The organism is Halorientalis persicus (assembly GCF_900110215.1).
GTDB lineage: Archaea > Halobacteriota > Halobacteria > Halobacteriales > Haloarculaceae > Halorientalis > Halorientalis persica.
In genome coordinates, this window is sequence record NZ_FOCX01000003.1 from 192,948 (window position 1) to 216,090 (window position 23,143).

At 67.4% G+C, this 23,143-nt stretch carries 23 protein-coding genes and 1 pseudogene; 9 read left to right on the plus strand and 15 right to left on the minus strand.

Annotated elements, in window-relative coordinates:
• Positions 1-4 precede the first annotated feature (4 nt).
• The 4 genes and pseudogenes from BMX17_RS04745 (at position 5) to BMX17_RS04760 (ending at position 4,844) form a co-directional block, all read left to right on the plus strand.
• Positions 5-553: a type IV pilin domain-containing protein gene (locus BMX17_RS04745; RefSeq protein WP_092658191.1), complete on the plus strand. Its 549-nt coding sequence runs from the start codon at positions 5-7 to the stop codon at positions 551-553.
• Positions 554-736: 183 nt separating this feature from the next.
• Complete coding sequence (gene ileS, locus BMX17_RS04750) at positions 737-3,943, plus strand: isoleucine--tRNA ligase (protein ID WP_092658194.1); 3,207 nt, start codon at positions 737-739, stop codon at positions 3,941-3,943.
• Positions 3,944-4,127: 184 nt separating this feature from the next.
• Positions 4,128-4,425: pseudogene (locus tag BMX17_RS27490) on the plus strand (toxin-antitoxin system TumE family protein).
• A gap of 20 nt (positions 4,426-4,445) precedes the next feature.
• Positions 4,446-4,844 carry an HVO_A0114 family putative DNA-binding protein gene (locus BMX17_RS04760; RefSeq protein ID WP_092658196.1) on the plus strand — a complete coding sequence of 133 codons (399 nt, stop codon included), beginning with the start codon at positions 4,446-4,448 and terminating at the stop codon, positions 4,842-4,844.
• 3 nt (positions 4,845-4,847) lie between these two features.
• On the opposite strand, the gene BMX17_RS04765 is transcribed toward BMX17_RS04760, so the two are convergent.
• Positions 4,848-5,696, minus strand: coding sequence for a ribose-phosphate diphosphokinase (locus tag BMX17_RS04765; RefSeq protein ID WP_092658198.1), 849 nt, complete (start codon positions 5,694-5,696; stop codon positions 4,848-4,850).
• Between the two features lie 123 nt (positions 5,697-5,819).
• Between BMX17_RS04765 and BMX17_RS04770 the strand changes: the two genes are divergently transcribed.
• A complete protein-coding gene (locus tag BMX17_RS04770; protein ID WP_092658200.1) occupies positions 5,820-6,152 on the plus strand; it encodes a DMT family transporter in 333 nt (110 codons plus the stop codon).
• On the opposite strand, the gene BMX17_RS04775 is transcribed toward BMX17_RS04770, so the two are convergent.
• The 13 genes from BMX17_RS04775 to BMX17_RS04835 all read right to left on the minus strand — a co-directional run bounded on the left by BMX17_RS04775 (position 6,153) and on the right by BMX17_RS04835 (position 18,630).
• Positions 6,153-6,950: an HVO_0234 family beta-propeller protein gene (locus BMX17_RS04775; protein WP_092658202.1), complete on the minus strand. Its 798-nt coding sequence runs from the start codon at positions 6,948-6,950 to the stop codon at positions 6,153-6,155.
• A gap of 48 nt (positions 6,951-6,998) precedes the next feature.
• Complete coding sequence (gene hemL, locus BMX17_RS04780; protein WP_092658204.1) at positions 6,999-8,339, minus strand: glutamate-1-semialdehyde 2,1-aminomutase; 1,341 nt, start codon at positions 8,337-8,339, stop codon at positions 6,999-7,001.
• A gap of 70 nt (positions 8,340-8,409) precedes the next feature.
• Positions 8,410-8,709 carry a hypothetical protein gene (locus BMX17_RS04785; protein WP_092658206.1) on the minus strand — a complete coding sequence of 100 codons (300 nt, stop codon included), beginning with the start codon at positions 8,707-8,709 and terminating at the stop codon, positions 8,410-8,412.
• A 59-nt stretch (positions 8,710-8,768) separates the two neighbouring features.
• Positions 8,769-9,233: an HTH-type transcriptional regulator Lrp gene (gene lrp / locus BMX17_RS04790; protein WP_092658208.1), complete on the minus strand. Its 465-nt coding sequence runs from the start codon at positions 9,231-9,233 to the stop codon at positions 8,769-8,771.
• Between the two features lie 3 nt (positions 9,234-9,236).
• Entirely contained in the window at positions 9,237-9,602 is a 366-nt protein-coding gene (locus BMX17_RS04795; protein WP_092658210.1) for a nitrogen regulatory protein GlnK1, read from the minus strand.
• Positions 9,599-10,927, minus strand: a complete 1,329-nt coding sequence (locus tag BMX17_RS04800) for an ammonium transporter (RefSeq protein ID WP_092658212.1) — start codon at positions 10,925-10,927, stop codon at positions 9,599-9,601. The genes BMX17_RS04795 and BMX17_RS04800 overlap by 4 nt, the downstream gene beginning before the upstream one ends.
• Before the next feature lie 441 nt (positions 10,928-11,368).
• Positions 11,369-11,863, minus strand: a complete 495-nt coding sequence (locus BMX17_RS04805) for a DUF7519 family protein (protein WP_139203425.1) — start codon at positions 11,861-11,863, stop codon at positions 11,369-11,371.
• Positions 11,860-13,152, minus strand: coding sequence for a DUF58 domain-containing protein (locus BMX17_RS04810; RefSeq protein ID WP_092658216.1), 1,293 nt, complete (start codon positions 13,150-13,152; stop codon positions 11,860-11,862). The genes BMX17_RS04805 and BMX17_RS04810 overlap by 4 nt, the downstream gene beginning before the upstream one ends.
• Positions 13,149-13,679 (minus strand): DUF7269 family protein, encoded by a 531-nt coding sequence (locus BMX17_RS04815; protein ID WP_092658218.1) that lies wholly within the window; start codon positions 13,677-13,679, stop codon positions 13,149-13,151. The genes BMX17_RS04810 and BMX17_RS04815 overlap by 4 nt, the downstream gene beginning before the upstream one ends.
• Positions 13,679-14,356: a DUF4129 domain-containing protein gene (locus BMX17_RS26635; RefSeq protein WP_211611288.1), complete on the minus strand. Its 678-nt coding sequence runs from the start codon at positions 14,354-14,356 to the stop codon at positions 13,679-13,681. Before BMX17_RS26635 ends, BMX17_RS04815 begins: the two co-directional genes overlap by 1 nt.
• Positions 14,357-14,432: 76 nt before the next feature.
• Complete coding sequence (gene hemB, locus BMX17_RS04825) at positions 14,433-15,416, minus strand: porphobilinogen synthase (protein WP_092658220.1); 984 nt, start codon at positions 15,414-15,416, stop codon at positions 14,433-14,435.
• A gap of 37 nt (positions 15,417-15,453) precedes the next feature.
• Positions 15,454-16,224: a CPBP family intramembrane glutamic endopeptidase gene (locus BMX17_RS04830; protein ID WP_092658222.1), complete on the minus strand. Its 771-nt coding sequence runs from the start codon at positions 16,222-16,224 to the stop codon at positions 15,454-15,456.
• Positions 16,225-16,425: 201 nt separating this feature from the next.
• Complete coding sequence (locus BMX17_RS04835) at positions 16,426-18,630, minus strand: heterodisulfide reductase-related iron-sulfur binding cluster (RefSeq protein WP_092658224.1); 2,205 nt, start codon at positions 18,628-18,630, stop codon at positions 16,426-16,428.
• 162 nt (positions 18,631-18,792) lie between these two features.
• On the opposite strand from BMX17_RS04835, the gene BMX17_RS04840 reads away from it, so the two are divergent.
• The 4 genes from BMX17_RS04840 (at position 18,793) to ilvA (ending at position 22,151) form a co-directional block, all read left to right on the plus strand.
• Positions 18,793-19,401 (plus strand): hypothetical protein, encoded by a 609-nt coding sequence (locus BMX17_RS04840; RefSeq protein WP_092658226.1) that lies wholly within the window; start codon positions 18,793-18,795, stop codon positions 19,399-19,401.
• Between the two features lie 185 nt (positions 19,402-19,586).
• Positions 19,587-19,982, plus strand: a complete 396-nt coding sequence (locus BMX17_RS04845) for a hypothetical protein (RefSeq protein WP_092658228.1) — start codon at positions 19,587-19,589, stop codon at positions 19,980-19,982.
• Between the two features lie 64 nt (positions 19,983-20,046).
• Positions 20,047-20,694, plus strand: a complete 648-nt coding sequence (locus BMX17_RS04850; RefSeq protein ID WP_092658230.1) for a CRISPR-associated protein Cas4 — start codon at positions 20,047-20,049, stop codon at positions 20,692-20,694.
• Between the two features lie 245 nt (positions 20,695-20,939).
• Entirely contained in the window at positions 20,940-22,151 is a 1,212-nt protein-coding gene (gene ilvA, locus BMX17_RS04855; protein WP_092658232.1) for a threonine ammonia-lyase, read from the plus strand.
• Positions 22,152-22,155: 4 nt separating this feature from the next.
• On the opposite strand, the gene BMX17_RS04860 is transcribed toward ilvA, so the two are convergent.
• Positions 22,156-23,115: a patatin-like phospholipase family protein gene (locus BMX17_RS04860; protein WP_092658234.1), complete on the minus strand. Its 960-nt coding sequence runs from the start codon at positions 23,113-23,115 to the stop codon at positions 22,156-22,158.
• Between the last annotated feature and the right edge of the window lie 28 nt (positions 23,116-23,143).

Consider the following 23,143-nt stretch of genomic DNA (forward strand, 5'->3'; position numbering starts at 1 on the left):
CACAGTGAGGATTCCCCGGTCGTCGCGTGCTGTCACCCCCGTCGTCTCGAACGTCCTGCTGGTGGCGACAGTGGTGGTTCTCGCCGCGACGATTTCTGTTCTCGCGCTTGGATTCACCGAAGAAACGACCGAAACGGGGCCCGTCGTTGGCGAGTCAAGCGGAAATCTCGTCACACAAGAAGGGTATGATGGTGGTATTGTCCGACTCAATCATATCGCAGGCGATACGCTCACGGTATCGAATCTCGAAATCGTTGTTGACGCACAAGACGCCTGTGACAAAACCGGACGGTTAGTGAATCTACCGGCAAGTGGTGGTGACCCAGTACCGACGAGTAAGTTCGTTCGCGGTGACGACGTGTTCGATAACTCATACAACTCAGTGGGCGGGCCGATCGGTGAGGCACGTGGAGAGTGGGAAGCGGGTGAAACGGCAACGTTCCGTTTAGCCAAGAGCGAGTGTCAACTCGATAACGGCGATGAAATAATAGTTCGCGTCGTCCACACCCCGACGAACTCGGTCGTAATCAAAGAGACGCTGACCGCGACGTAGTCGATCAGAGATACCGGAGTGTCGGACGATGTCGCCCATGATTGCCGAGTCATCACTCTGCCAGCGGCCGGTCTCGGGGTCCCCGTGGTCCGACGTCCCTGCGGTCGTGCCGTGTCCATCGCTTGTCTCTCCCGGTACGACGGGACCGATTTGCCTTTAGTCCCGGCACCGAATTGGGCTCACATGAGCAGGTTCGAGCCGGTCGAGGACCAGTACGAGCCCCACGACCTCGAAGACGAGGTCTTCGAGTACTGGGACGCGGTCGACGCCTACGAACGGACGAAAGAACACCGGGCCGACGGCGAGACCTACTTCTTCGTCGACGGGCCGCCCTACACCTCCGGGTCGGCCCACATGGGCACCACCTGGAACAAGACCCTGAAGGACTGTTACATCCGCTATCTCCGGATGTGCGGGTACGACGTGACCGACCGCCCGGGCTACGATATGCACGGGCTCCCCATCGAGACGAAAGTCGAGGAGAAACTCGGCTTCGAGAACAAGAAAGACATCGAGGAGTTCGGCGAGCAGAACTTCATCGACGAGTGCAAGGACTTCGCCGAGGAACAGCTGGAGGGCCTGCAGGAGGACTTCAAGTCCTTCGGCGTCTGGATGGACTGGGACGATCCCTACAAGACGGTGCGGCCGGAGTACATGGAAGCCGCGTGGTGGGGCTTCGAGCAGGCCCACGAGCGCGGGCTGGTCGAACAGGGGAAACGCTCGATCAACCAGTGTCCCCGGTGTGAGACCGCCATCGCCAACAACGAGGTCGAGTACCACCAGGTCGGCAAACCCTCGATTTACGTCAAATTCCCCCTGGCCGACCGGGAGGGCTCGCTGGTCATCTGGACCACGACGCCCTGGACCATCGTCGCCAACACCTTCGTCGCGGTCGACGGCGACCTCGACTACGTCGGCGTCGACGCCGAGAAAGGCGGCGAGACCGAGCGCCTCTACGTCGCCAAAGAGTGCGTCGAGGACGTGCTGAAGGCCGGCCGCTACGACGACTACGAGGTCGTCGAGCAACTCGACGGCGAGGAGATGGTCGGCTGGGCGTACGACCACCCACTCGCCGAGCAGGTCCCCGACCACGCCCAGGCCGAGGACAGTCAGCAGGTCTACACCGCCGACTACGTGGAAGCGGACCGCACAGGGCTAGTCCACTCCGCACCCGGGCACGGTGAGGAGGACTTCGAGCGCGGGCAGGAACTCGATCTGGAGATCTTCTGTCCGGTCGGCAACGACGGCGTCTACACCGACGCCGCCGGCAAGTACGAGGGCCAGTTCGTCCGGGACGCCAACGACGACGTGATCGCCGACCTCGACGCGGGCGGCCATCTCCTGTCGAGCGAACAGGGTCACTCCGTCCGAGAGGGGCAGTGTTGGCGGTGTGACACGGACATCGTTCGCCTCGTCACCGACCAGTGGTTCATCACGGTCACCGACATCAAAGACGAACTGCTCGACAACATCGAGGACAGCGAGTGGTACCCCCAGAGCGCCCGGGACAACCGCTTCCGGGACTTCGTGGCGGACTCGCCGGACTGGAACGTCTCCCGCCAGCGCTACTGGGGCATCCCGATCCCGATCTGGACTCCTGAGGGTGACGAGTGGAGCGGCGACATGGACGACGCCATCGTGATCGGGACCCGCGAGGAACTGGCCGAACGCGTCGATCAGGACATCGACCCTACCGAGGTGGACCTCCACAAGGGCACCGTCGACGACCTGACGATCACCGAGGACGGCCGGACGTACACCCGCGTCGGCGACGTGTTCGACGTGTGGCTGGACTCCTCGGTCGCCACGTGGGGCACGCTGAACTACCCCGAGGAGGACGATCGATTCGACGAGCTGTGGCCGGCCGACCTCATCATGGAGGCCCACGATCAGACGCGGGGCTGGTTCTGGTCGCAACTCGGTATGGGGACCGCCGCGCTGGGCGAAGTCCCCTACGACCAGGTGCTGATGCACGGCTGGGCGCTGGACTCGGACGGCCGGAAGATGTCCAAGTCGATCGGCAACATCGTCGAACCCGGCGAGGCCATCGAGCGCCACGGTCGGGACCCGATGCGCCTGTTCCTGCTCTCCCAGACGCCACAGGAGGACGACATGAAGTTCTCCTGGGAGGAGATGGCCGAGATGCAACGCCGGCTCAACATCCTCTGGAACGTCTTCCGGTTCCCGCTGCCGTATATGCGGATGGACGAGTTCGACCCCGAGGAGGTGGACCTCACCGAGGCCGAGACGGAACTCGTCGACGAGTGGGTCCTCTCCCGGCTTCAAACTGTGGAGGAGACCATGACCGAGCACTTCGAGAACTTCGAGCAGGACAAGGCCCTCGACGCACTGCTCTCGTTCGTCGTCGAGGACGTGTCCCGCTTCTACGTGCAGGTCGTCCGCGAGCGGATGTGGGCGGAAGGCGACAACCCCTCCAAACAGGCCGCCTACGCCACGCTCTACCACGTGCTGGAGGAGACGGTCGCGCTGATCGCACCCTTCGCGCCCTTCGTCGCCGAGGAAATCTACGGCAACCTCACCGGCGACGCGGGGTACGACACCGTCCATATGTGCGACTGGCCGGAACCCGACGCGTTCTGGCACGATTCCGACCTAGAGAGCGAGGTCGAGGTCGCACGCGCCGTCGAGGAGGCCGGCTCGAACGCCCGCCAGCAGGCCGAGCGGAGCCTCCGCTGGCCGATCACGCGAGTCGTCGTCGCGGCCGACGACGAGACAACCGCGGCCGCGGTCGAGAGCCAGCGCGACCTGCTGACCGAGCGACTCAACGCCCGGAACCTGGAACTGATCGAACCCGACGAAGACTGGGGCGAACTGTCCTACGCCGCCGAGGCCGACATGAGCCTGCTCGGGCCGGAGTTCGGCGACGACGCCGGCCGCGTCATGAACGCTATGAACGAGGCCAGCGTCGACGAGCCGACCGTCGATGCCCTCGAAGCCGCCGTCGCGGACGCGCTGGGCGAGTCCGTCGACCTGACCGAGGAGATGGTCGAGTTCGTCACGCAGACGCCCGACGACGTGACCGGCGTCGCCTTCGACGTGGACGGGACGGAGTTGGGTGTGGTCTACATCGACGCGAGCCTCACCGAGGACATCGAGAGCGAGGGGTACGCCCGCGAGGTGATCCGCCGGGTACAGGAGATGCGCAAGGATCTCGAACTCGATCTGGAGGCACGGATCCGCGTCGAACTCGAGATCGACGACGACCGTGTCGCCGACCTCGTCAGCGAACACGAGGATCTGATCGCCGAGGAGGTCCGCGCCGACGAGTTCGGACCGGTCGAGGACGGCCACCGCAAGGAGTGGGAGGTCGAAGGCGTCGCAATGGAGATCGCAGTGGAAGCGGTCGCGGCGGCCGAGGCGTCGGACTAGTCTGTCGTACCGGTCGCGACCGAAGGGAGCGACCGGCTTTTTCGCCCACGTTTTTGCGCGAGTGGTGACGAGCGCAGCGAGTGACCCGAGCGGAAAAAGGTGGGGTGGCGGCATCGGACTGATACTCTGCTGTTAGCCTCCGTCCTAACACTTTTGTTGTTAGGGTAGATACTAACAGACGTGGATGGACGACGACGTGACGGTGCTGAAAGACGAGATCAGCGCGTACGACGGACGGGACCGTCGCACGGGCTCGCGTACTCGAGGTTCCGCAATCCGACCGGTTTCCGGACGGCATCAAGTACGCGTTCCACTACGGCGAAGCCGGGTCTGGCGATCCGATCATCCGTTTCGACAATCACCACGGACCGCACGAACTCCATCTCGATACCGAGACGTTCGAGATCGAATGTCCGGGGCTTCAGCAGCTCTACCGGGCCTGGCGGGCGGCGCTGCCGCCGGAAAAACGCTGTGACTGGTAGCCAACCATTCATCGAAAACCATGACCGAAACAATCCACGTCCAGATCGGGACGACACCGGATCGAGGCGACCTCGAAGAGACGCTGGAAGCGATCGACGCCGGTGAATCCGTCGAATCAGAACCGGCACGGCTCACAGTCGAGAGTCTCGAACTGTTCGGCCGCATCTTCCGACCGACGAATCTGGAACTGCTCGAAGCCATCGCCGAACACGACCCGGCGAGCATCCGTGAACTCGCCCGGATCGTCGACCGACATCCGCCCGAAGTCACCGAGAACGTCCACGAGCTAGCCGACTACGGGCTCGTGGAACTCGTCGACGACGGACGGGCCAAACGGCCGACGATCTGGTACGACGAGATCGAGATTTCGGGGGACGTTCCGCTCCGGAACGCGACCGACGACGCGGCCCCGGCGTGAAATCTACAGTTCCTCCGCGAGCACGGGCGCGACGCTGACGGCGCTGACGGAGCGCTCCAGCGTGTCGGTGCCGTAGATTGCTTCGACGCCGGCGCGGGCGAGTTTCGTCCGGGCGTCGGCGGCCAGCATCGGGTGGACGCAGGTGACGAAGATCCGCGCGGCACCCATGTCGCCCAGCGCGGCGACGGCCTCGGACATCGTCGAGCCGGTGGCAACGATGTCGTCGGTCAACACCACGTCCCGGCCGTCCACGTCGGCGTCGCAGGGTTCGATCTCGACCTCCGAGCCCGAGAGGCGGGTCTTCTCGAAGTAGTCGGTCCGGCCGCGGCCGTAGGCGTCCTGTACCGTCTCGGCGATGTCGATGGCTCCCTCGTCGGGCGAGAGGAAGACGGGTTCGGTCAGGTCCTCGGGCAGTGGCTCGGCCAACTGGGCGGCGGCGTCGACGGTCTCGGCGGGCACGTCGAAGTGATCGGCGATGGCGGGCTCGTGGGGGTTCACGGTCAGCACGCGGTCGGTCCCAGTACTCAGCGCCTTCGCCATCGCGCGGGCGGAGACGGGTTGTCCGGGCTCGAAGGCCTCGTCCTGGCGGGCGTAGCCCATGTAGGGGAGCACGGTCGTGATTTCGTCGGCACCGGCCTCGCGGACGGCATCCTGAAGCTGGAGCAACTCGACGTGTGCGTCGCTCGTGTCGGTCGACGCGACGATCACGGCCTCGTCCGTGTCGAAGTACGGGACCTGTGCCATGAGCTCCCCATCGGGGAATCGCTCGAAGGAGACGGGCGCGAGGTCCGCGTCGGTCGCCGCGGCCAGCGCCGCGGACAGCGACTGTGAGCTGGACCCACTGACGATCATAGTCGAGTCCTCGCTACGGCGACTCTAAAACCCATCTCTTTGTTTCCTCGGCCGTCTCCAGCCGGGTCCGCGTGACGGCCCCGGAACACAACGGCTTAGTGACACTGCTCGGTACGGTCGCGCGTGAATCCCTACGCCCTCCTCGCCGCCGCGATCGCCTCTGAACTGGTCGCCACGGTGTCGCTGAAACTCTCGGAGGGGTTCTCGAACCCCCTCCCGAGCGTCGGCGTCGTCGTCGGCTACGGCGCGGCGTTCGTCCTGCTCTCGTTCGTCCTCGAAGAACTCCCCGTCGGGCTGGTCTACGCGACGTGGGCCGCGCTGGGTATCGTCGGCATCGCGGCCGTCGGTGTCGTCGCCTTCGGCGAGACGGTCGACCTCGCGGGGGTGGCCGGCATCGCCTCTATCATCCTCGGCGTCGTCCTCCTGAACGTCGTCTCGGGGATGTCCGCACACTGATTACGATTCGGCGGCGACCGCCAGGCCGCTCACGCCCGGCAGACCGAGCGCCCGGGTGCGCCAGCCGTCGCCGGCGTCCACGAGGACGGTGCCCTGTGCCGTGACGGCGTAGGTTCCAGCGCCGTGGGTCACCGCCACGACCGACTCGTCGGTCGGGAGGTCACACGCCGCCCAGTCCTCGCCGTCGCCTTCGTAGAGCGTGTCGGCGGTCGCCGCGTGGCCCCGGTCGGGACTGCTGGCGACCGCCGCGAACGCGCCGTCGCGGGCCTTCGCCCAGCCCGGCCCGAGGTAGTAGAGGCCGTCGTCGGTCGCGGCCAGCGGCGTTCCCCCGGTCGCCACGTCCCGGGCGTCGGTGAGCCCGACGTGGTCGAGTTCGTCGCCGACGCGATAGACCCCCGCGGCGGCCCCCAGCAGGTCCCCGTCGATGGCGCGGGCGTCCTCGACGGTGCCGAGTGTCGTCCACCCGCCGCCCTCCCGGCGGGCGACCCGACCCTCGGGACCGGCCGCGAGCAGGTCCGCACCGTCGAAGCCGACCGCGACCGCGGGGCCGAAATCCGTTTCGGCGTACCCGCCGTCGGCGCTAACCAGTACGTCCTCGTCGGTGGCGACGGCCAGGGCGTCGGGGCCGGCGGCCACGTCGCGGGCGGTACAGCGGTGGGCCAGCGAGAACTCACCGACGATGTCCGCCGAGACGGCGACGACGGCCACGCCGAGGTCGGCGGCGACGTACAGCTCCGTCGTGCCCGTCTTCTCACCGTAGACCCGCTTCTCGTCGAGACTGATGTCCGCGTCGCTCATACCTCACTCTCGAACGGCCCCGGCCGAAAGGCTACCGACTCCCCGGTTTCACAGCGCTTCCTTGTACGCTTCGAGCGTGTCCTCGACGTCCTCGTCGGTGTGGGCGTCCGTGACGAACTGGGACTCGAACTGATTCTGGCTGAGGAACACGCCCTCGTCTTTCATCTTTGGCCAGAAGACGCGCCGCCAGCGGTCGGTCTCGCCGGCGGCCACGTCCGCGCCGTTTTTCGGGCAGCGCTCGAACCGGGGGCAGTCCTCGCGCTGTTTGCAGGCCCCCTCGCAGTGGCCCTCGAAGCTGTCGGGGGCATCGCGGGTGAACACGAGCTTGAACATCCCGTCGACGCCGGTGACGGTGTAGGCGGGGGCCTGATCCTGCACGATCTCGGCCAGTCCGGTCCGCAACCGCTCGCCGAGGTCGTGGATGTGGTCGTGCACGTCGTGTTCGGCGGCGTAGCGCAGCGATTCGAGGCCGGCCGCCATCGTGACGGGATGACCCGAGAAGGTCCCGGCCTGGAACACGTCGCCCGAGGGGGTGAACTCCTCCATGAGCCGGGCGGGACCGCCGATGGCACCCACGGGGAACCCGCCGCCGATGAGCTTGCCGAAGGTCGTCAGGTCGGGTTCGATGCCGAACTTGCCCTGGGCACACTGGAGACCACCGACCCGGAAGCCCGTGATGACCTCGTCGAAGATCAACAGCGAGCCGTGGTCTGCGGTGAGGTCCCGGAGGGTCTCGTGGTAGCCGTCGACGGGGCGGACGATGCCGTAGTTGGCGAGGATCGGCTCGACGAGGACGGCCGCGATCTCGTCGCCGTAGTCCTCGAAGACGCGGTGGGCAGCCTCGGTGTCGTTGAACGGAATCGCCAGCGTCTCGTCGGCGAACGACTGGGGGATGCCCGGGCTGGAGGGGCGGGTGTCGTCGTACTCGCCTTCGACGAGGGTGGTCTCCTGTGCGCCGTGGTAGCCGCCCTGCATGACGAGGATCTTGTCACGGCCCGTGTGGGCGCGGGCGAGCCGACAGGCCGAGACGGTGGCCTCGGTGCCGGAGTTCACGAAGCGAAGCATCTCGACTCCGGGGACGTGGCGAGCGACGAACTCGGCGTGTTCGACCTCGATCTCGGTCGGCATCCCGTACATCGGGCCCTCGCTGGCGTGGGACTGGATGGCCGATTCGACGGACTGGGGCGTGTCGTGGCCGTACAGGAGCGGGCCCAGCCCCATCACCCAGTCGATGTAGCGGTTGCCGTCGGCGTCGATGACGTGGCCGCCGTCGCCCCGCTCGATGAAGGGCGGATAGGGTTCGATGGCCGCCCGCACCGCGGAGTTGACGCCGCCGGGCAACACCGACAGTGCCCGGTCGTACAGATCGCGCGACTGCTCGTGAGTCATGCTCCGATCTTGGCCCGCCCACACCAAAGACTTGACTCACTCCGTCCGCGCGACCGCAGTGGCCGGGCGCTCAGAACTGCCGGGCCGCTGCGACGTGTTTGCGGGCCTCTTCGCGGGTCATGCCCCGGACGCCACAGGAACAGGAGAGCAGTTCCGGGTCCGCGAAGTCGTCGACCTGTTCGCGCCGGTCCCGTTCGAGCGCGTCCGCCGACGGATCGTACTCGAAGTACACTCGATAACTGACCTGGGACACACCTTCGATCCGGTGGTCCTCGTCCGGATCGGGCTCGGTGATCTGGGCCTCGTGTTCGGCCTGCATCTCCGCTTTCCAGTCCTCCAGCGTCTTCTCCGGGTCCCGATCGTCGGTCATGTAGCCGGTTCCGTGTCCCCGGCTGAAAAAAGTCGCTCCCGCGGGACGGCGACCCTCGCTCAGTCCTCGGTTTCGAGGCCGACGGGGAACTGCGCGTTCTCCCGGACCACGTCGAGGACGACGCTAGTGTTTGCCGCCTCCACGTCGGGATCGGTCAGCAGATCCTTGATCTTGCGGTTCATCTCGTCGGTGTCCTCGAACTTCCCGACCGCGACCACGTCGTGACTGCCGGTCACCTCGTAGACGCTGACCATCCGTTCGTGGTCGCGCAGGCGGTCGACGACGGATCTGAGGCCGTTGCCGTCCACGCTGAGGTGGAAGACGGCGGTCACGTCGTAGCCCAGGCGGTCGTAGTCGACCATCGGTCGGTAGCTCTCGATGACACCGTCCTCTTCGAGGTCCGACAGCCGTTTCGAGACCGTCGTCGCCGCGAGACCGGTCTCGCTGGCGATCTCGCGGGCGCTGGCCCGGCCGTCGGAGAGCAGCGCGTTCACGATACGACGGTCGGTGTCGTCGATCCCCATCCGTCAGACCGCGTCGGGACCACGTTTGTCGGTGCGGATCTGGATGGCGTCGTCGACGTCGACCACGAAGACCTTGCCGTCCCCGGGTTCGCCGGTGTGGGCGGCGTCCTGGATCGCGTCGACGACATCCTCGGCGGGCACGTCGGCGACGACTGTCTCCAGTTTGACCTTCTCGTGGAGGTCGACGACGTACTCCTCGCCGCGCCACTGGCCTTTCTTGACCGGCTGGCTCCCGCGACCGCGGACGTTCGTCACCGTCAGCGAGGGCGCGCCGACTTCGGCGAGGCCTTTCTTGACATCCGACAGCTTGCCGGGCCGGATGAACGCGACCACCATCTTGATACTGCCGTCGTTTGGTTCGTCACTCATTCGTCGTCACCTCCGTCGATTTCGCGACCGCCGTCCGTTTTGTACGTCTGTCCACCGTCCGTCATCGTCGCGTCGTCACCCAGCGAGAACTCGGGGTAGGACTCGACGCCGTGTTCCGCGATGTCCAGTCCTTCGCGCTCGTGGGTCTCGGAGACGCGTGCCTGTCCGAGTGCCTTCAGCACGCCGAACACCAGGCCGGTCGTGATGACGGTCCAGACCGTGATGACGAGGACGCCCGCCACCTGCGTGATGACCGCGTTCACACCGGCGAAGCCACCGGCGGCGACGAAGGGGTACGCGAGCGTCCCGAGGACGCCGGCGCTCCCGTGGACGGGGAAGACTGCACACACGTCGTCGATCTTGAGCGTCTTCTCGACGAAGCCGAAGACGATGGGGAGCTGGGCACCCGCGAGTGCGCCGACGACGATTGCGCCCCACCAGCTAGCGACGTTGGGGATCGCGGTGATCCCGACGAGGCCGGCCAGCAGGCCGTTGGCGACGTACAGCGTGTCGACTTTGCCCGTCTTCGCGAGTGCGACGGTCCCGGCACCGATGGCACCCATCGCCATCGCGAGGGTCGTCGTCAGGGCGACGCGGCCGAGCACCGCCCCGTTGAACAGCATCCCGCTCTCACCGCTCGTGAAGATCGCGGCCGTGCCCACGTTGAACCCGTACCAGCCAAAGGCCAGGATCAGGGTCCCGAGCACGGCGAAGGTCAGCGAGTGACCGGGGATGACGTTGACGCTGCCGTCACTGTTGTACCGGTCGATCCGCGGCCCGAGGACGTACGCGGCCGTCAGCCCGGCGATGCCGCCCATGCCGTGGACGATCATCCCGCCCGCGAAGTCCTGGAAGGTCGTCCCGAGGTACTGGGAGAAGTACGCACCGGACCAGGTGATCCCGGTGACGACGGGGTAGATGATCGCCGCCAGCAGGAACGTGTAGGTCACGTACGCACGGAGCTTCGCGCGACCGGCCACCGCTCCGGAGACGATCGTCGCCGCCGTCATGGCGAAGACGGCCCCGTACAGCCAGCTGCTGGCCCAGGACCCTGGGTCTGCGCCGGCCGTCCAGGCGAACCCGCCGCCACCGACGAGACTACTGATCCCGGCCCCGATCAGGAAGAACGCCATCACCCCGACCGACCAGGTCAGCAGGTTCTTGGTCAGCTGGTTGGCGACGTTCTTCGAGCGTACCTGCCCCGCCTCCAGCATGGCGAAGCCGGCGTGCATGAAGAAAATCAGGAAGGAGACGACCAGGATCCACGTGAAGTTCACCGCGCTAGCGACCTCACTCACGCCGACCTGCAACAGGAGCGGATCCATCAGGCCGACACCCCCGTTACACGGATTCCGGGATTACCTGCGTGTTTGTCTAACTTCCCACCGAAACGCGCTATGTTCGTTTGGTATTTCACGAGAGAACGTCATGGAATCCCACTACATAAGGGTTAGCTTGAATATCGGGGAATTTTCAACCCTTGGGTAGACGAACGTTGGAATTACAAGAGACTATTATCGATATAAGGTTGTATTCCGTCCAGTCTCTGGGCACTTGTTCGCGCGATTTCCGAACGTTCGTCAACCGGGGTTCGGATGGATTACCCGTTCGTAGCCGGTGCGCGCGTCCGAGTTCTCCATACATCGTCTCGGGCGTCTTTTTGGTACTGGTTCGTTCCGCCTTCAGGTCTTTTCGGTGTATCTTTTCGAATTATTACCCACGTCCGACCGTTCGGACAGTTCTCTCGCGCACCCTGTCTGAGAGTGTCACATGGGCCCGTCCGCCGTGAGCGTGAGCGCGGCGGTCAGGCAGATCCCGCCGACGAGCAGGAGGGCGACGCCGACCGGTGTGGCCTCGACGGACACGACCGTCGGTGCGATGGCGATGCCCGCCGCCGCCAGTGTGACGGCGCTGGTTCCGGCGGCGTGGGTCGCCTCCAGACGGCGCGACTCGGCCGCCGTATCGAGTGCCGCCCGCAGTTCCGTCGCGGTTCGTCCGACCGTCCAGGCGACGACGACGGCCCCACCGGCAGCCACCAGCTGCGGGGCCCCCGCGCCCGCCACGCCGCCGGTCACGATTGCGCCGAACTGCCCGAGGCTCCCGACCGTGACCAGGCCCGCTCGCCCCCGGAACGCCCCGACGGCGATCCCGATCAGTCCGAGCGCGCCCAGCACCGTGGCGAGCGCCCCGACGCCCGCGAGGACGAACGCCACGACGGCCGCGCCCGTCGCGTACCCGGCGGCGAGCCGCCCGGGTTTCACCGGGACCACCCCGCGGTCGCGAGCGCGCGTTCGATGTCCTCGCCCGCCCCCACATCCACGACGGGGACACCGCTCGCGCGAACGTCGGCGAGCCGATCCCGGCGCTCGTATCGTGCGAGCGTCCGGCCCGCCGTGTTCTCGACTGTGGGGTCCGGACTGACGACGCTGACCGGCGTCCCCAGCGCGGCGACCCCCTCGATCAGCCCCACGACGGCGTCGTCGACCAGCGGTGTCGACACGATCACTTCGGCGGTCCCCGGGAGCCGCTCGCGCAGCCACCCGCGACCAGCGTCGGTCGGATCGGCCGCCGTGTCCCTTCCCTCGCCGTCCCCGTCGCTCGTCACCTGTTCGACCGATCGGGAGAACAGTTCCCGTGCGCGTTGCTCGTGTGCGCGCCCGCGACCGGGTGCGAGCCACGTTCGTTCCGGACCGAGCGTCGCGACGCCGACGCGGTGGTCGTCGGCCGCGAGGCCGCCGAACAACGCTTCCGCTACCGACAGCGACCGCTCGACAGCCGTCTCGCCGTCCGGCGTCGGTGCGACCGCGGCCACGGGTCGGGTGTCGACCACGAGAACGACCGGGAGCGACCGCTCGGGGTGGAACTCGACCGTCGCCAGCTGGCCCGTCCGGGCTCGTCGCCGCCAGTCGACCCGGCTCAGTGGGTCCCCTCGCTGGTACTCCCGGATCGTCCGGAAGGTCAGCCCGTCCCCGGAGCCGTCGACGGTCTGCCGACCGGCGTAGCGGGCGTTCGCGGCCCGGAGCGGGAGTCGCTGGCCGTCGTCGAGTCGCGGCGGCTCGCCGATCTCCGTCGCCTCGTCGGCCTCGATCTCGATCCGCCGCTCGACCACGCCCGCCGCGTCCCGGAGGAGGACCGTCGCCGGCTGGAACTCGTGGACACCGGATGCGGCCTCGACCGCGTAGGACAGCGTCGCCGTCCCGCCGGGTCGCAGGCTCGTCCCCAGACTCGGCGCGCCGTCGACGACCCGGAGCGCAGGCGGCACGCCATCGACTAGCCTGAGTTCCGGAAGCGTCCGGTCGCCGACGTTCTCGATCGTGAGTTGGACCGTCACCGTGTCGCCGGGTTCGGGGTCCGGGTCGCTGACCGACCGGGTGAGCGCGAGCGTCGCGGCCGGCGGTGCGACCACGCGCCCGTACGCCAGCAGTGCGACTGCGAGCGCGGCGACGGGGAGCAGTGCTGGCGTCCAGGTGAGGAGCCCGAGCGCGCCGGCGAGCAACGCCGCGGCGCTCAACCCGCGCCACCGTTCCGTTCGCTTGACCGTTCCGCTCATCCGTCCACCTCCCGCAGTGCCGCCAGCGCCGCGCGGGCCCGCCGCGAGATCGTCGGCTCCCCGCGCAACACGGTCCGCATCCGCTCCCGGCGCGACGGCGGCCGTTCCTCGAAGAAGGCCCGCGCGGCGTCGTCGTCGGTCCAGTCACCCGCGATCAGGTGCTCGCGGGCTTGCGCCCGCGAACAGTCCAGCCGGTCGGCGAGGATGGACACGGCGACCGTCTCGATCCGCGCCCGCAACCGCGCCTGTTCGTCCTCGTCACGCGTCGAGAGGTCGGCTAACTGCCGGTCGATCTCGTCACCGGGTACCGGCCGCCCCCCGTCGCCGGGATCCGGGAGCGACCCGTCGGCGACCGTCGTCCACGAGCGGTCGAGGGCGGCCAGCCCGCCCACGCCGCCGGCCAGCAGCGCCGACCCCACGAAGACGACCGCGGCGAGCCCGCTCCCACCGACCGACAGCGGCGTGAACACCAGCGCTGCGCCGGCGGCCGTCGACGCGAACCCGACCGCGAGCAGGACCCGGCGCATCAGTCCTCTCCCTCCCCGTCGAGTGCGTTCAACGCGTCGCGAGCGCGTTCCTCGCGGTCCTCGGTCGGCTCGGCCGCGCCGTAGCGCACCCGGTCGAACAGGTCGGTCAGCCGCTCGACGGGCTCGGTGTCCGCGCCGGTACGAACCGCCTCGCGGGCGAACTCCCGGGGCGTTGTCGTCTCGCCGTATGGGACGTCGAGCTCCGTCACCATCGTCCGCCAGGCGCGGTACACCTCGTTGTCCGCCGCGGCGTCCGGAACGGGCATCGTCGTGCCTTCTTCACCGCCTCCGTCGTCGGGCCGATCCCGGTCGGTACCGGGGCGGTCTGTCGCCCTTTCTTGCTCCGTTCGACCCCGGACGCCGAGCCACCAGAGCGTCGCGATTACCAGCGCCGTCACGGCCAGCAAGAGCAGCGGATTCACCGCGGGCAGGTACGCCGCGAGCCGCGAGTTGATCCCGTCCGGCGGATCGGGGACGGCGGTCGCGCTGTCGCCACCGGGGTCGGTGAGGTTCGCCGCCCCTGCCGCCGACGACCGCGGTGACGGGGTTCGGAGGTCACCACCCTCGCTCTCGACCGTCGGCGAGGGGCGCGACCCGTCGATGGTCGCTCCGACGACGGCGAACGAAAGCGCGGCGACGACCGCCGCCAGAACGACGAGGAGGGCCTGTCTGCTCACGGCCGCCGCTTCGCCCGCACGGGACTTGAAGCTCGACCGTGATTTTCGCGGTCAGAAACCGTCCGAAACTGGAGTCTTACAGCCGGTCGGCCACGTCCTCGGCGAAGTAGGTCAGGATCAGGTCCGCGCCGGCCCGCTTGATCGACAGCAGCGACTCGTGGGCGACGGCCTCCAGGTCGAGCCACCCCTTCTCGGCGGCGGCGTGCAGCATGGCGTACTCCCCGGAGACGTTGTAGGCCGCGACGGGGTGGTCGAACTCGCGGCGGACAGCGCTCACCACGTCCAGATACGGGAGGGCGGGCTTGACCATCAGCACGTCCGCGCCCTGTTCCACGTCCAGTTCGACCTCGCGCATCGCCTCGCGGGCGTTGGCGGGGTCCATCTGGTAGTGCCGGCGGTCGCCGAAGGCGGGCGCGCCGTCGGCGGCGTCCCGGAACGGCCCGTAGAACTCGCTCTCGTATTTGGCCGCGTAGCTCATGATCGGCACGTCCGAATAGCCCGCGCCGTCCAGTCCCTCGCGGATCGCGCCGACCATCCCGTCGGTCATCGAGGAGGGCGCGACCATGTCCGCGCCGGCCTCGGCGTGGGAGACCGCCGTCTTCGAGAGGAGATCGAGCGTCTCGTCGTTCTCGACTGTGAGCGTGGGGTCGTCGGCGGCCTCGTCTTCCACCACTCCACAGTGCCCGTGGTCGGTGTACTCGCACATACACACGTCGGTGATGACGTAGGCGTCGGTCTCGTCGGTGATCGTTCGAACGGCGCGCTGGACGACACCGTCCTCGGCCCAGGCCCGTGAGCCCCGGGCGTCCTTGGATTCGGGAATGCCGAAGACGATGACCGCTTCGACGCCGGTCTCGCGGATCTCCTCGACGCGGGCGACGGCCTCGTCGACGGGCACGCGCTCGTGGCCGGGCATCGAGGGGATCGGCTGACGGTCGTCGGTCGTCGCGTCGACGAACACGGGCGCGATCAGATCGCTCGCGGAGAGATCGACCTCGCTGACGAGCGACCGGACGCCGTCCCGACGGAGCCGGCGGGGCCGGTGTGTGAGGTGGTCCATACCCGGACGTATCCGCGTTGTGGGCAAAAGCACACCGCTAGAGGGTGACGACACCCAGTTCGACCAGCACCCACGCGCTGGCCATGATCAGCGAGTTGTAGAGGCCGTGGACCCCGACCGGGACCCAGATCGACCCGGTCCGGTGGTAGCTGTAACCGAACCCGAGGCCGACGCCGAACACGATGGCGAGCATCACGGCCGCCCAGAACGTCGAGTAGGCCAGATACGACGGGAGGTGCAGGATGGCGAAGAGGACGCCCGCACCGACGATGGCGACGGCACTCGACGACGCCTCCCCGAGGTACTGCTGGACGACGCCGCGGAACAGCACCTCCTCACAGGGGGCGACGACGAACAGCGATAGCGGAATCATCACGAGCACGAGCGTCTGCGGGTCGATCGCCGTCTCCGTGACGCGTACCGGCAGTGCTGGACCGCCAAACTGGAGGGCGGCGAGGACGGCGACCGACCGGACGGCGAACAGCGCCACCGCGCCGCCGACGACCCACGCCACCACGCGGCCACGAGTCGGACTCCCGAGTCCCATGTACTCGATGCCGCGGTCCGTCGCCTTGACGAACGTCAGCGCCGCGACACCGAACCCCAGTTCGGCCAGTCCCAGCGCGAGGACGACCGTCGGGACCGTCGCCGGGAGGAAAAACGTGGGCACGATCAACACGGCGCTGCTGACGGCGGCGAATATGGTCAGCCCGACGGCGACGACGCCGCGTCGTAGCCGGGGCCAGTCGTACCGACTCGCGGACGATTCGGCGTCGGTCCGGTCCGGACCGTCCGTGGGTGCGTCCATGCGTGCCCACCTTCGTCGCCGACTGAAATACAGCTTTGCCCACACGAGACGGCGTGCGGGGCGGGACCGAGGCGGTGCTGAGCGGTCGTGGTGGCGGTAGCAGAAGGTATCGTACCGAACTCGCGCGGAGCGCGAGTTCGGCTTTTTCGCCCACGTTTTTGGCGAGGGGGTCGCTCTGCGACCCCCTCGCGAAAAAGGTGGTTAGTCGTCAGCGGGCGCGGACTCGCCGCCGGCGGTCGCGCCGGCCGTGACGCCGCCCTGTTCGACGGCTTCGACGAGCAGTTCGGCCACGTCGACGATCTCGATGTCGTCCTCGAAGTTGCCGGTCTTGCGGCCGTCCTCGTACATCGTCATGCACATCGGACAGGCGACGACGAACTTCTCGACGGCGTTGCCGGCCTCCGTATCTTCCAGCGCCTCCCGGAGGCGTTCCTCGCTGGGTTTCTCCTCCTCTTCGAGTTCCATCCAGAGGCCACCGCCACCGCCACCGCAACAGAACGAGTCGTCGCGGTTGCGCGGCATCTCGTGGAGGTCACAGCCCGTCGCGCGGATCAGGTCGCGTGGGGCCTCGTACTCGTCGTTGTACCGGCCGAGGTGACACGGATCGTGGTAGGTGACGGTGTAGTCGAGTTCGGTGCCGCTGAGGCCGAGTTTCCCGCGGTCGACGAGTTCCTCGACGGCCTGAGTCCAGTGGTAGATGCCCGCGTCGGGGTTCCACTCGTCGTCCTCGATGTCGAACTCCATCATCGGGTCGTCGGCGAACTCCGCGAAGTCGACCTCCGGGTATTCGTTCTTGAACGTGTTGAACGAGTGGGGGTCGGTACAGACGATCTTGTCGAAGTTCACGTCCTGGAAGTTCTCGACCATCGTCGCAGCCTGCTCGACGAACAGGAACTCCTCGCCGACTCGCCGGATGTCGTTGGCGTCGTAGACCTCGTCGTCGTAGAGGATGCCAAAGTCCACGTCGGCTTCCTGGAACAGTTTGGCCAGGGACTTGGCGACCTGCTTGTTCCGGTCGTCGAAGGAGGGGTAGTCGCCGACGTACCAGAGGAACTCCACGTCCTCCTCGCGGGCGTCGGCCACGTCGAACTCGAGGTCCTCGGTCCAGTCGCCACGGTTGCGCTGACTGTTGCCGAAGGTGTTGCCCTTCTGCATGACGTTCTGGAACACGTCCTGCAGGCTGGGCTGGATCTCGCCCTCGTCGGTGAGCTGCCGGTTCAGCCGGGTGAAGGTCTTGAGGTGCTCGATCTCGACCGGGCAGGCGTCCATGCAGGCCATGCAGGCCATACAGGACTCCATCGTCTCGGCCTGGATCACCGCGTCGTCGGAGTCGGCGACGATGTCTTTCTCGTCGCCACCGTTGTCGACGTGCTCGCGGTAGTTCTTCAGGTCGAGGATCACGTCCCGCGGCGAGAGGTTGCGCCCGGAGTTGTTGGCCGGACAGACCGAGGTACAGCGGCCACACTTCGTACAGGCGTCCTGATCGAGGATCTCCTTCCAGGAGAACGAATCCATCGACTCCGCGCCCGTGTCGGCGTCCAGATCCGCGGGGATGCCGGGCAGGCGCTTGCCGGCTTTCTCGTCGCGCGTGACGACGTTGGCGAACGACGAGATCATGTGGAACGGCTTGGCGTAGGGGATCGCCGCGATGAAGACGAACGCGATGATTGCGTGTGACCACCACGCGAGCGGGTAGGCTGCCGTCGCCATCTCCGGGGTCATCCCGGCGGCCGCGAACGTGTCCTTGAGGAACCAGCCGACGAAGCTGACGGTCTCGAAGGACACGTCACGAGTGGCGCTGGTGCCCAGAATGCGGATCGCCTCGGTGACGAACCCGCCGACGCCGAGCAGGAACAGCGACCAGATGAACAGGTGGTCTTCCAGACTGGAGTTGGGGCCCCAGAGCCGCTCGTTCCGGACGACGTAGCGCCGGTACAGCGCCATGCCGATCCCGACGACGAACAGCAGGCCCATGAAGTCCATCACCAGGGAGTACGAGAGATAGAAGTCCCCGTTGAAGATGGAGAAGCTCTGGCCCGTCAGGAGCTTCCCGCCCTTCTCGAGGAAGTCCATGTCGATGGCCAGGATCGTCGTCCCGATGAGCAGGGTCAGAAAACCCCACATGATGAACGAGTGCATCAGCCCGCCGTAGAGGTCACGGTCGAACTGTTTTTGATTCGTAAAGACGATCTTGGATGCTTCGCTGATCCGACTTCCGAGGTCGTCCATGCGCTCGAACCAGTCCTCGTCGCCCTGCGCGTACCGATCGAACCGACGGTACACACCCCAGATGAGAACTGCGATCGTCAGCGCCGCCAAGTAATAAAAGACGACCTCACCGATGTGGCTGATCTGCCACATCGTAGGACGTGTGACGGTGTCACCCGCCTGCAACGGAAGTACCATGTTGTGGTTGTGTGGAAGTTACGCGCTTAAGTCTTGCCAAGCGCCAGCATACCCACGGTACACAACCTGTCAACGATTTCTCCGCCCCTGGCGGCCACGGGAAACCGCCCCCGGCTATGGCCGGCAATACCTTTTTGTACGCGCGTCGACCGTCCAGTGACGATGGACGAGAAAACCGAGGAACTCCGGGATCTCTTCGTCGAGGTCACCGACGAGGAGACGGTGACCGAACGCCAGGAGGAGGGGCCGGGGTCGCTCACCGACGCCGACGAGGCCGCCGTCGCCGACCGCATCGCGGCCGTCGTCGCCGAGATGCGGGAGCGCTACGACTTCGTGACCGACCTCGACGCCGACACCCTCGTGACCGTCGTCCGCGGGTTCTACGACGGCGCGGCCGACGCCGCCATCGCCGACACCCTCGACACCGACCCCGACACCGTCTTTCGCGCCCGCATGGACCTCCACCTGCTCGACGACGACGACACCGAGTTCCCGTTCGACCTCGCCGACCTCCGGGACGCCCGCGCGGACGCGGACGGCTCCGACGCGGCCACGCTGGCCGACACGCTCGATGCCGACCCCGAGACCGTCGAGCGTGCCCTGCTCGTCGCCGAGACCCAGAAGGCGATCCGCCGCGTCAGCGGCCGCTTCCGGAGCGAGTTCGAGGACGCCATCCCCGACGCCGCCCTCTCGGTCCGCCTGACCGAGTCGGCCCAGGAGGACGGCCTCGAAGAAGCCGCCGAGGACATCGAGACGGATACCAAGTTCTAGAACCCACTTTTTCCGTCGGGGGGTCGCCGCTGGCGACCCCCCGAAGCAAAAACGTGGGGAAAAAGGCGCGAGCGCGTCGGAGACGCGCTCGCGATGAACCCCGCGCCTCCGGCGCGCGGACGCTTACGGCGTCCGCACCGCACAGCACAGTTTTCTTTTCGCCGGTTGTTCAACTCTCCAACACGATGGGTGTCCTTGCTCCCCGCAACTGGCTCTCCACGGACTCGCCGAGCGGGACCGACCTACTCGTCGCGGCGCTGGCGGTGCCCGTCGTGGTCCAGAACCTGCTCCTCCCGAGTTCCCTCGCCTGGCCCTGGGTCGCCGTCGGTTTCCTCGCGTTCGCGGTCGCGATGGGGCCGGTCGCCGCGTCGTCGTTCGGTGAGCGCGTCGGGTCCTGGTTCCGTGGGATCGGCGTCGAGGGGCGGCTACTCGCCATCGTCACCGTCGCCGCGGCCGTCTGGCTGGTGACCGAGGTCGTCGAGGGCGTGTTCACGCCGCTCCACAGCCTCGGCACCGGCGGGTTGCTCGCCGTCGTCGTGTTCGTCGCGCTCCGGACGGTCTACGCGCGGATCGCGGGCTGAGACGCACCGCCGGCGACCGGGTCGTCACGAACGTTCAAATACCAGTCCGGGACCACCCCCGGCCATGCACACGTTCCGGGACGTAGAGACGGCCGCGTACTGCCCGCGAAAGCTCTACTACCGACGGCGCTCGGGGCCGCCGGACGTGCCCGACGAGGTGGCCGCCTGCCGGAGCCTGGCCTTCGAGTACGAGCGCCTGCTCGATTCCGACGCCGACCTGCTGGCCGCCCCCATCGAAGTCTCGCCCACGACGTTCCGGTCTCGACTCGGTCGGGCGAAGGCCCGACTCGACGCCTGGGACGGCCTGGTCGACCCGCCGACCCGCGAGCGCACGCTCGAAGGCCGGGAGTGTCGCGGCGTCGCCCACAAAGTCCTCGAAGACCCACTGGCCCCGTCGCTGGTGTTCGCCGGTCGCCCGCCCGAGGAAGGGGTCTGGGAGCCCCAGACCGTGCGGCTGGTCGCGGCGGCCAAGGCCCTGTCCTGGGAGCACGAGACTCCCGTCGAACGCGCCTTCGCGGAGTATCCCGCCCACGGCGTCGTTCGAACTGTGCCGCTGACGACCCGCCGGAAGGCCGCCTATCGGAGCGCCGTCCGCACGGCCGACGCCGTCGACGGCCCCCCAACTCGGATCGACAACGACGCGAAGTGCTCCCCCTGTGAGTTCCGCGAACAGTGTGGGGTCCGCACCCGCTCACTCCGATCACTGCTCTAACTATTTATATAGTTGGACGCCCGTCAGCTACCCGTCTGACACAGGTCATATACGGCCGCAGTATAGCGGTTTTGGGTCGGCAGAATGTCCGAGGGGTTTAAGTACATCGGGGGTGGCAATAGAAATGCAGTCACACGCTCCACTCCGCTTTTGCCGATCGCCGGACGGCGCGGGTAGTACGTAACTCCGGGGACTGCGACCACGGGTCGGGAAATACCTAACTCCGCGTAGTGGAAAGACCGGCTATGCTCGAACTCGACGACGTAGAGGCCGCCAGAGAGCGGGTCGCCGAGACCGCCAGGCACACGCCGCTGGAGTACTCCCACAGTTTCTCGTCGATGACCGGTGCGGCGGTCCACCTGAAACTGGAGACGTTCCAGCGGACGGGCGCGTTCAAGATCCGCGGTGCGACCAACCGGATCGCGACCCTCTCCGACGCGGAGCGCGAGGCTGGTGTCGTGACGGCGAGCGCCGGCAACCACGCCCAGGGGGTCGCGCTGGCGGCCACGAAGGCCGGCGTCGACTCGAAGATCGTCATGCCCGACCCCGCCCCGGTCTCGAAGGTGAAGGCGACGCGGGCTTACGGAGCCGAGGTCGTCCTCCACGGGGAAGACTACAGCGAGGCCGCCGACCACGCCCACGAGCTCGAACGCGAGGAGGATCGCACCTACGTTCACGCCTTCGACGACCCGATGGTGATGGCCGGACAGGGTACCATCGGTCTGGAGATCGTCGAGGACTGTCCCGCGGTCGAGACGGTCGTCGTCCCCATCGGCGGCGGCGGACTCATCAGCGGTATCGCAACCGCCGTCAAGGGCCGGAACCCGGACGTGCGCGTGATCGGTGTGCAGGCGGAGGGGGCCTCCAGCGCGGCCGCGTCGCTGGCGAAGGGCGAGATCGTCGAGCGCGACAGCGTCGAGACCATCGCCGACGGCATCGCCACGCGGCGGATCGGCGACGAAACCTTTCCGATCATTCAGGAGCGCGTCGACGAGGTGGTCACCGTCTCCGACGAGGAGATCGCCGTCGCGCTGACCACACTGCTAGAGCGCTCGAAGACCCTCGTCGAGGGGGCCGGCGCGGTCCCGCTGGCGGCCGTCCTCGAAGCGCGGTTCGACTACGCCGACGACGAGGTGATCGTCCCGGCGCTCTGTGGCGGGAACATCGATCTCAACACGCTCACGACGGTGATCCTCCGCGGGCTGGTCACGACCGGTCGCTACCTGCGACTCCGCACGGTCCTGAAAGACCGGCCCGGCACGCTGGAGGAGTTGACGACCATCCTCTCGGAACACCGGGCGAACATCTACGCCATCCGCCACGACCGCACGTCTCGGGACGTGGCGATGAACGACGCCGAGGTCGAACTCGACCTCGAAACGCGGGGCCACGACCACGTCGAGACCGTACTGGACGCACTGGAGAATGCGGGCTACGAGACCGAGGTCCTGCTGTAGCCTCTCAGACCCCGTCGAGAAAGTCGGCCGCTCGTTCGCGTCCAGTCTCGATCAGATCGTCGACGAACGCGGGACTGCGGTCCAGTTTCGAGGCGTAGCCCAGGTCGCCGTCGAAGCCGATCCGTCGGACTTCGGTGTGACGGAACTCGCCGTCGGGTAGGTGCCCTGCGGCGACGAACTCGTTGATTTGTTCGACCATGTGGAGTTCCTGGTTGAGCGAGAGGTTGCCGGCGAGTTCGTTGCGCCGGTCGGCGATCTCCCGCATCGAGGTCGGCTCCCCGTCCCGGGTCTGGGGGTTGATCTGGACGACCCACAGTTCGTCGGGTTTCCGCTCGGGTGAGACGTGATAGAGGTCACGGATCGGTGGGTTCTGCGAGAAGAGGCCGTCCCAGTGTTCGTCGCCGTCGATCTCGACGGCCGGGAACAGCTGCGGGACCGCCGCCGACGCCAGCACCGCCTCGGGAGTCACGTCGGCGTTGGTGAACGTCTCGAACGTCCCGGCCTCGATGTCGACCGTGCCGACGACCAGTTCGGGGGCCGCGGCGGTCGCCAGCCCCGGCACCGCATCGAAGTCGACGACTGACTCCAGCGTCCGCTGGAGCCGGGCCTGCCCCCAGCCCGTGAACGGGTGCTGGTGCGGGCTGATCTCGGGGAACGGGACGCCCATGTTCTCGAACCGGGTGGTCCAGACCAGCGTGTCGTTGCCCGCGCGGTCGGCGGGGGTCGAGGCCGCCAGTTCGTCCCAGAGGTCCGAGAGTACTTCGGGCGCGGTCGTGTCGTCTGCGAGGTAGCCGTACCAGCCGGCCAGCGCCGCGAACGCGCCGCCGGAGGTGCCACTGAGGCCGACCAGTCGGTCGCCTCGGTCCTCGATGGCCGGGAGCAATTCCGCCAGTACGCCGGCGGTGAACGCGGTGTGACTGCCCCCGCCCTGGCACGCGATCGCGACGTTCGCCTCGTCGCTCATACCGGTGCTCGTCGGTCGGCCCACGTAA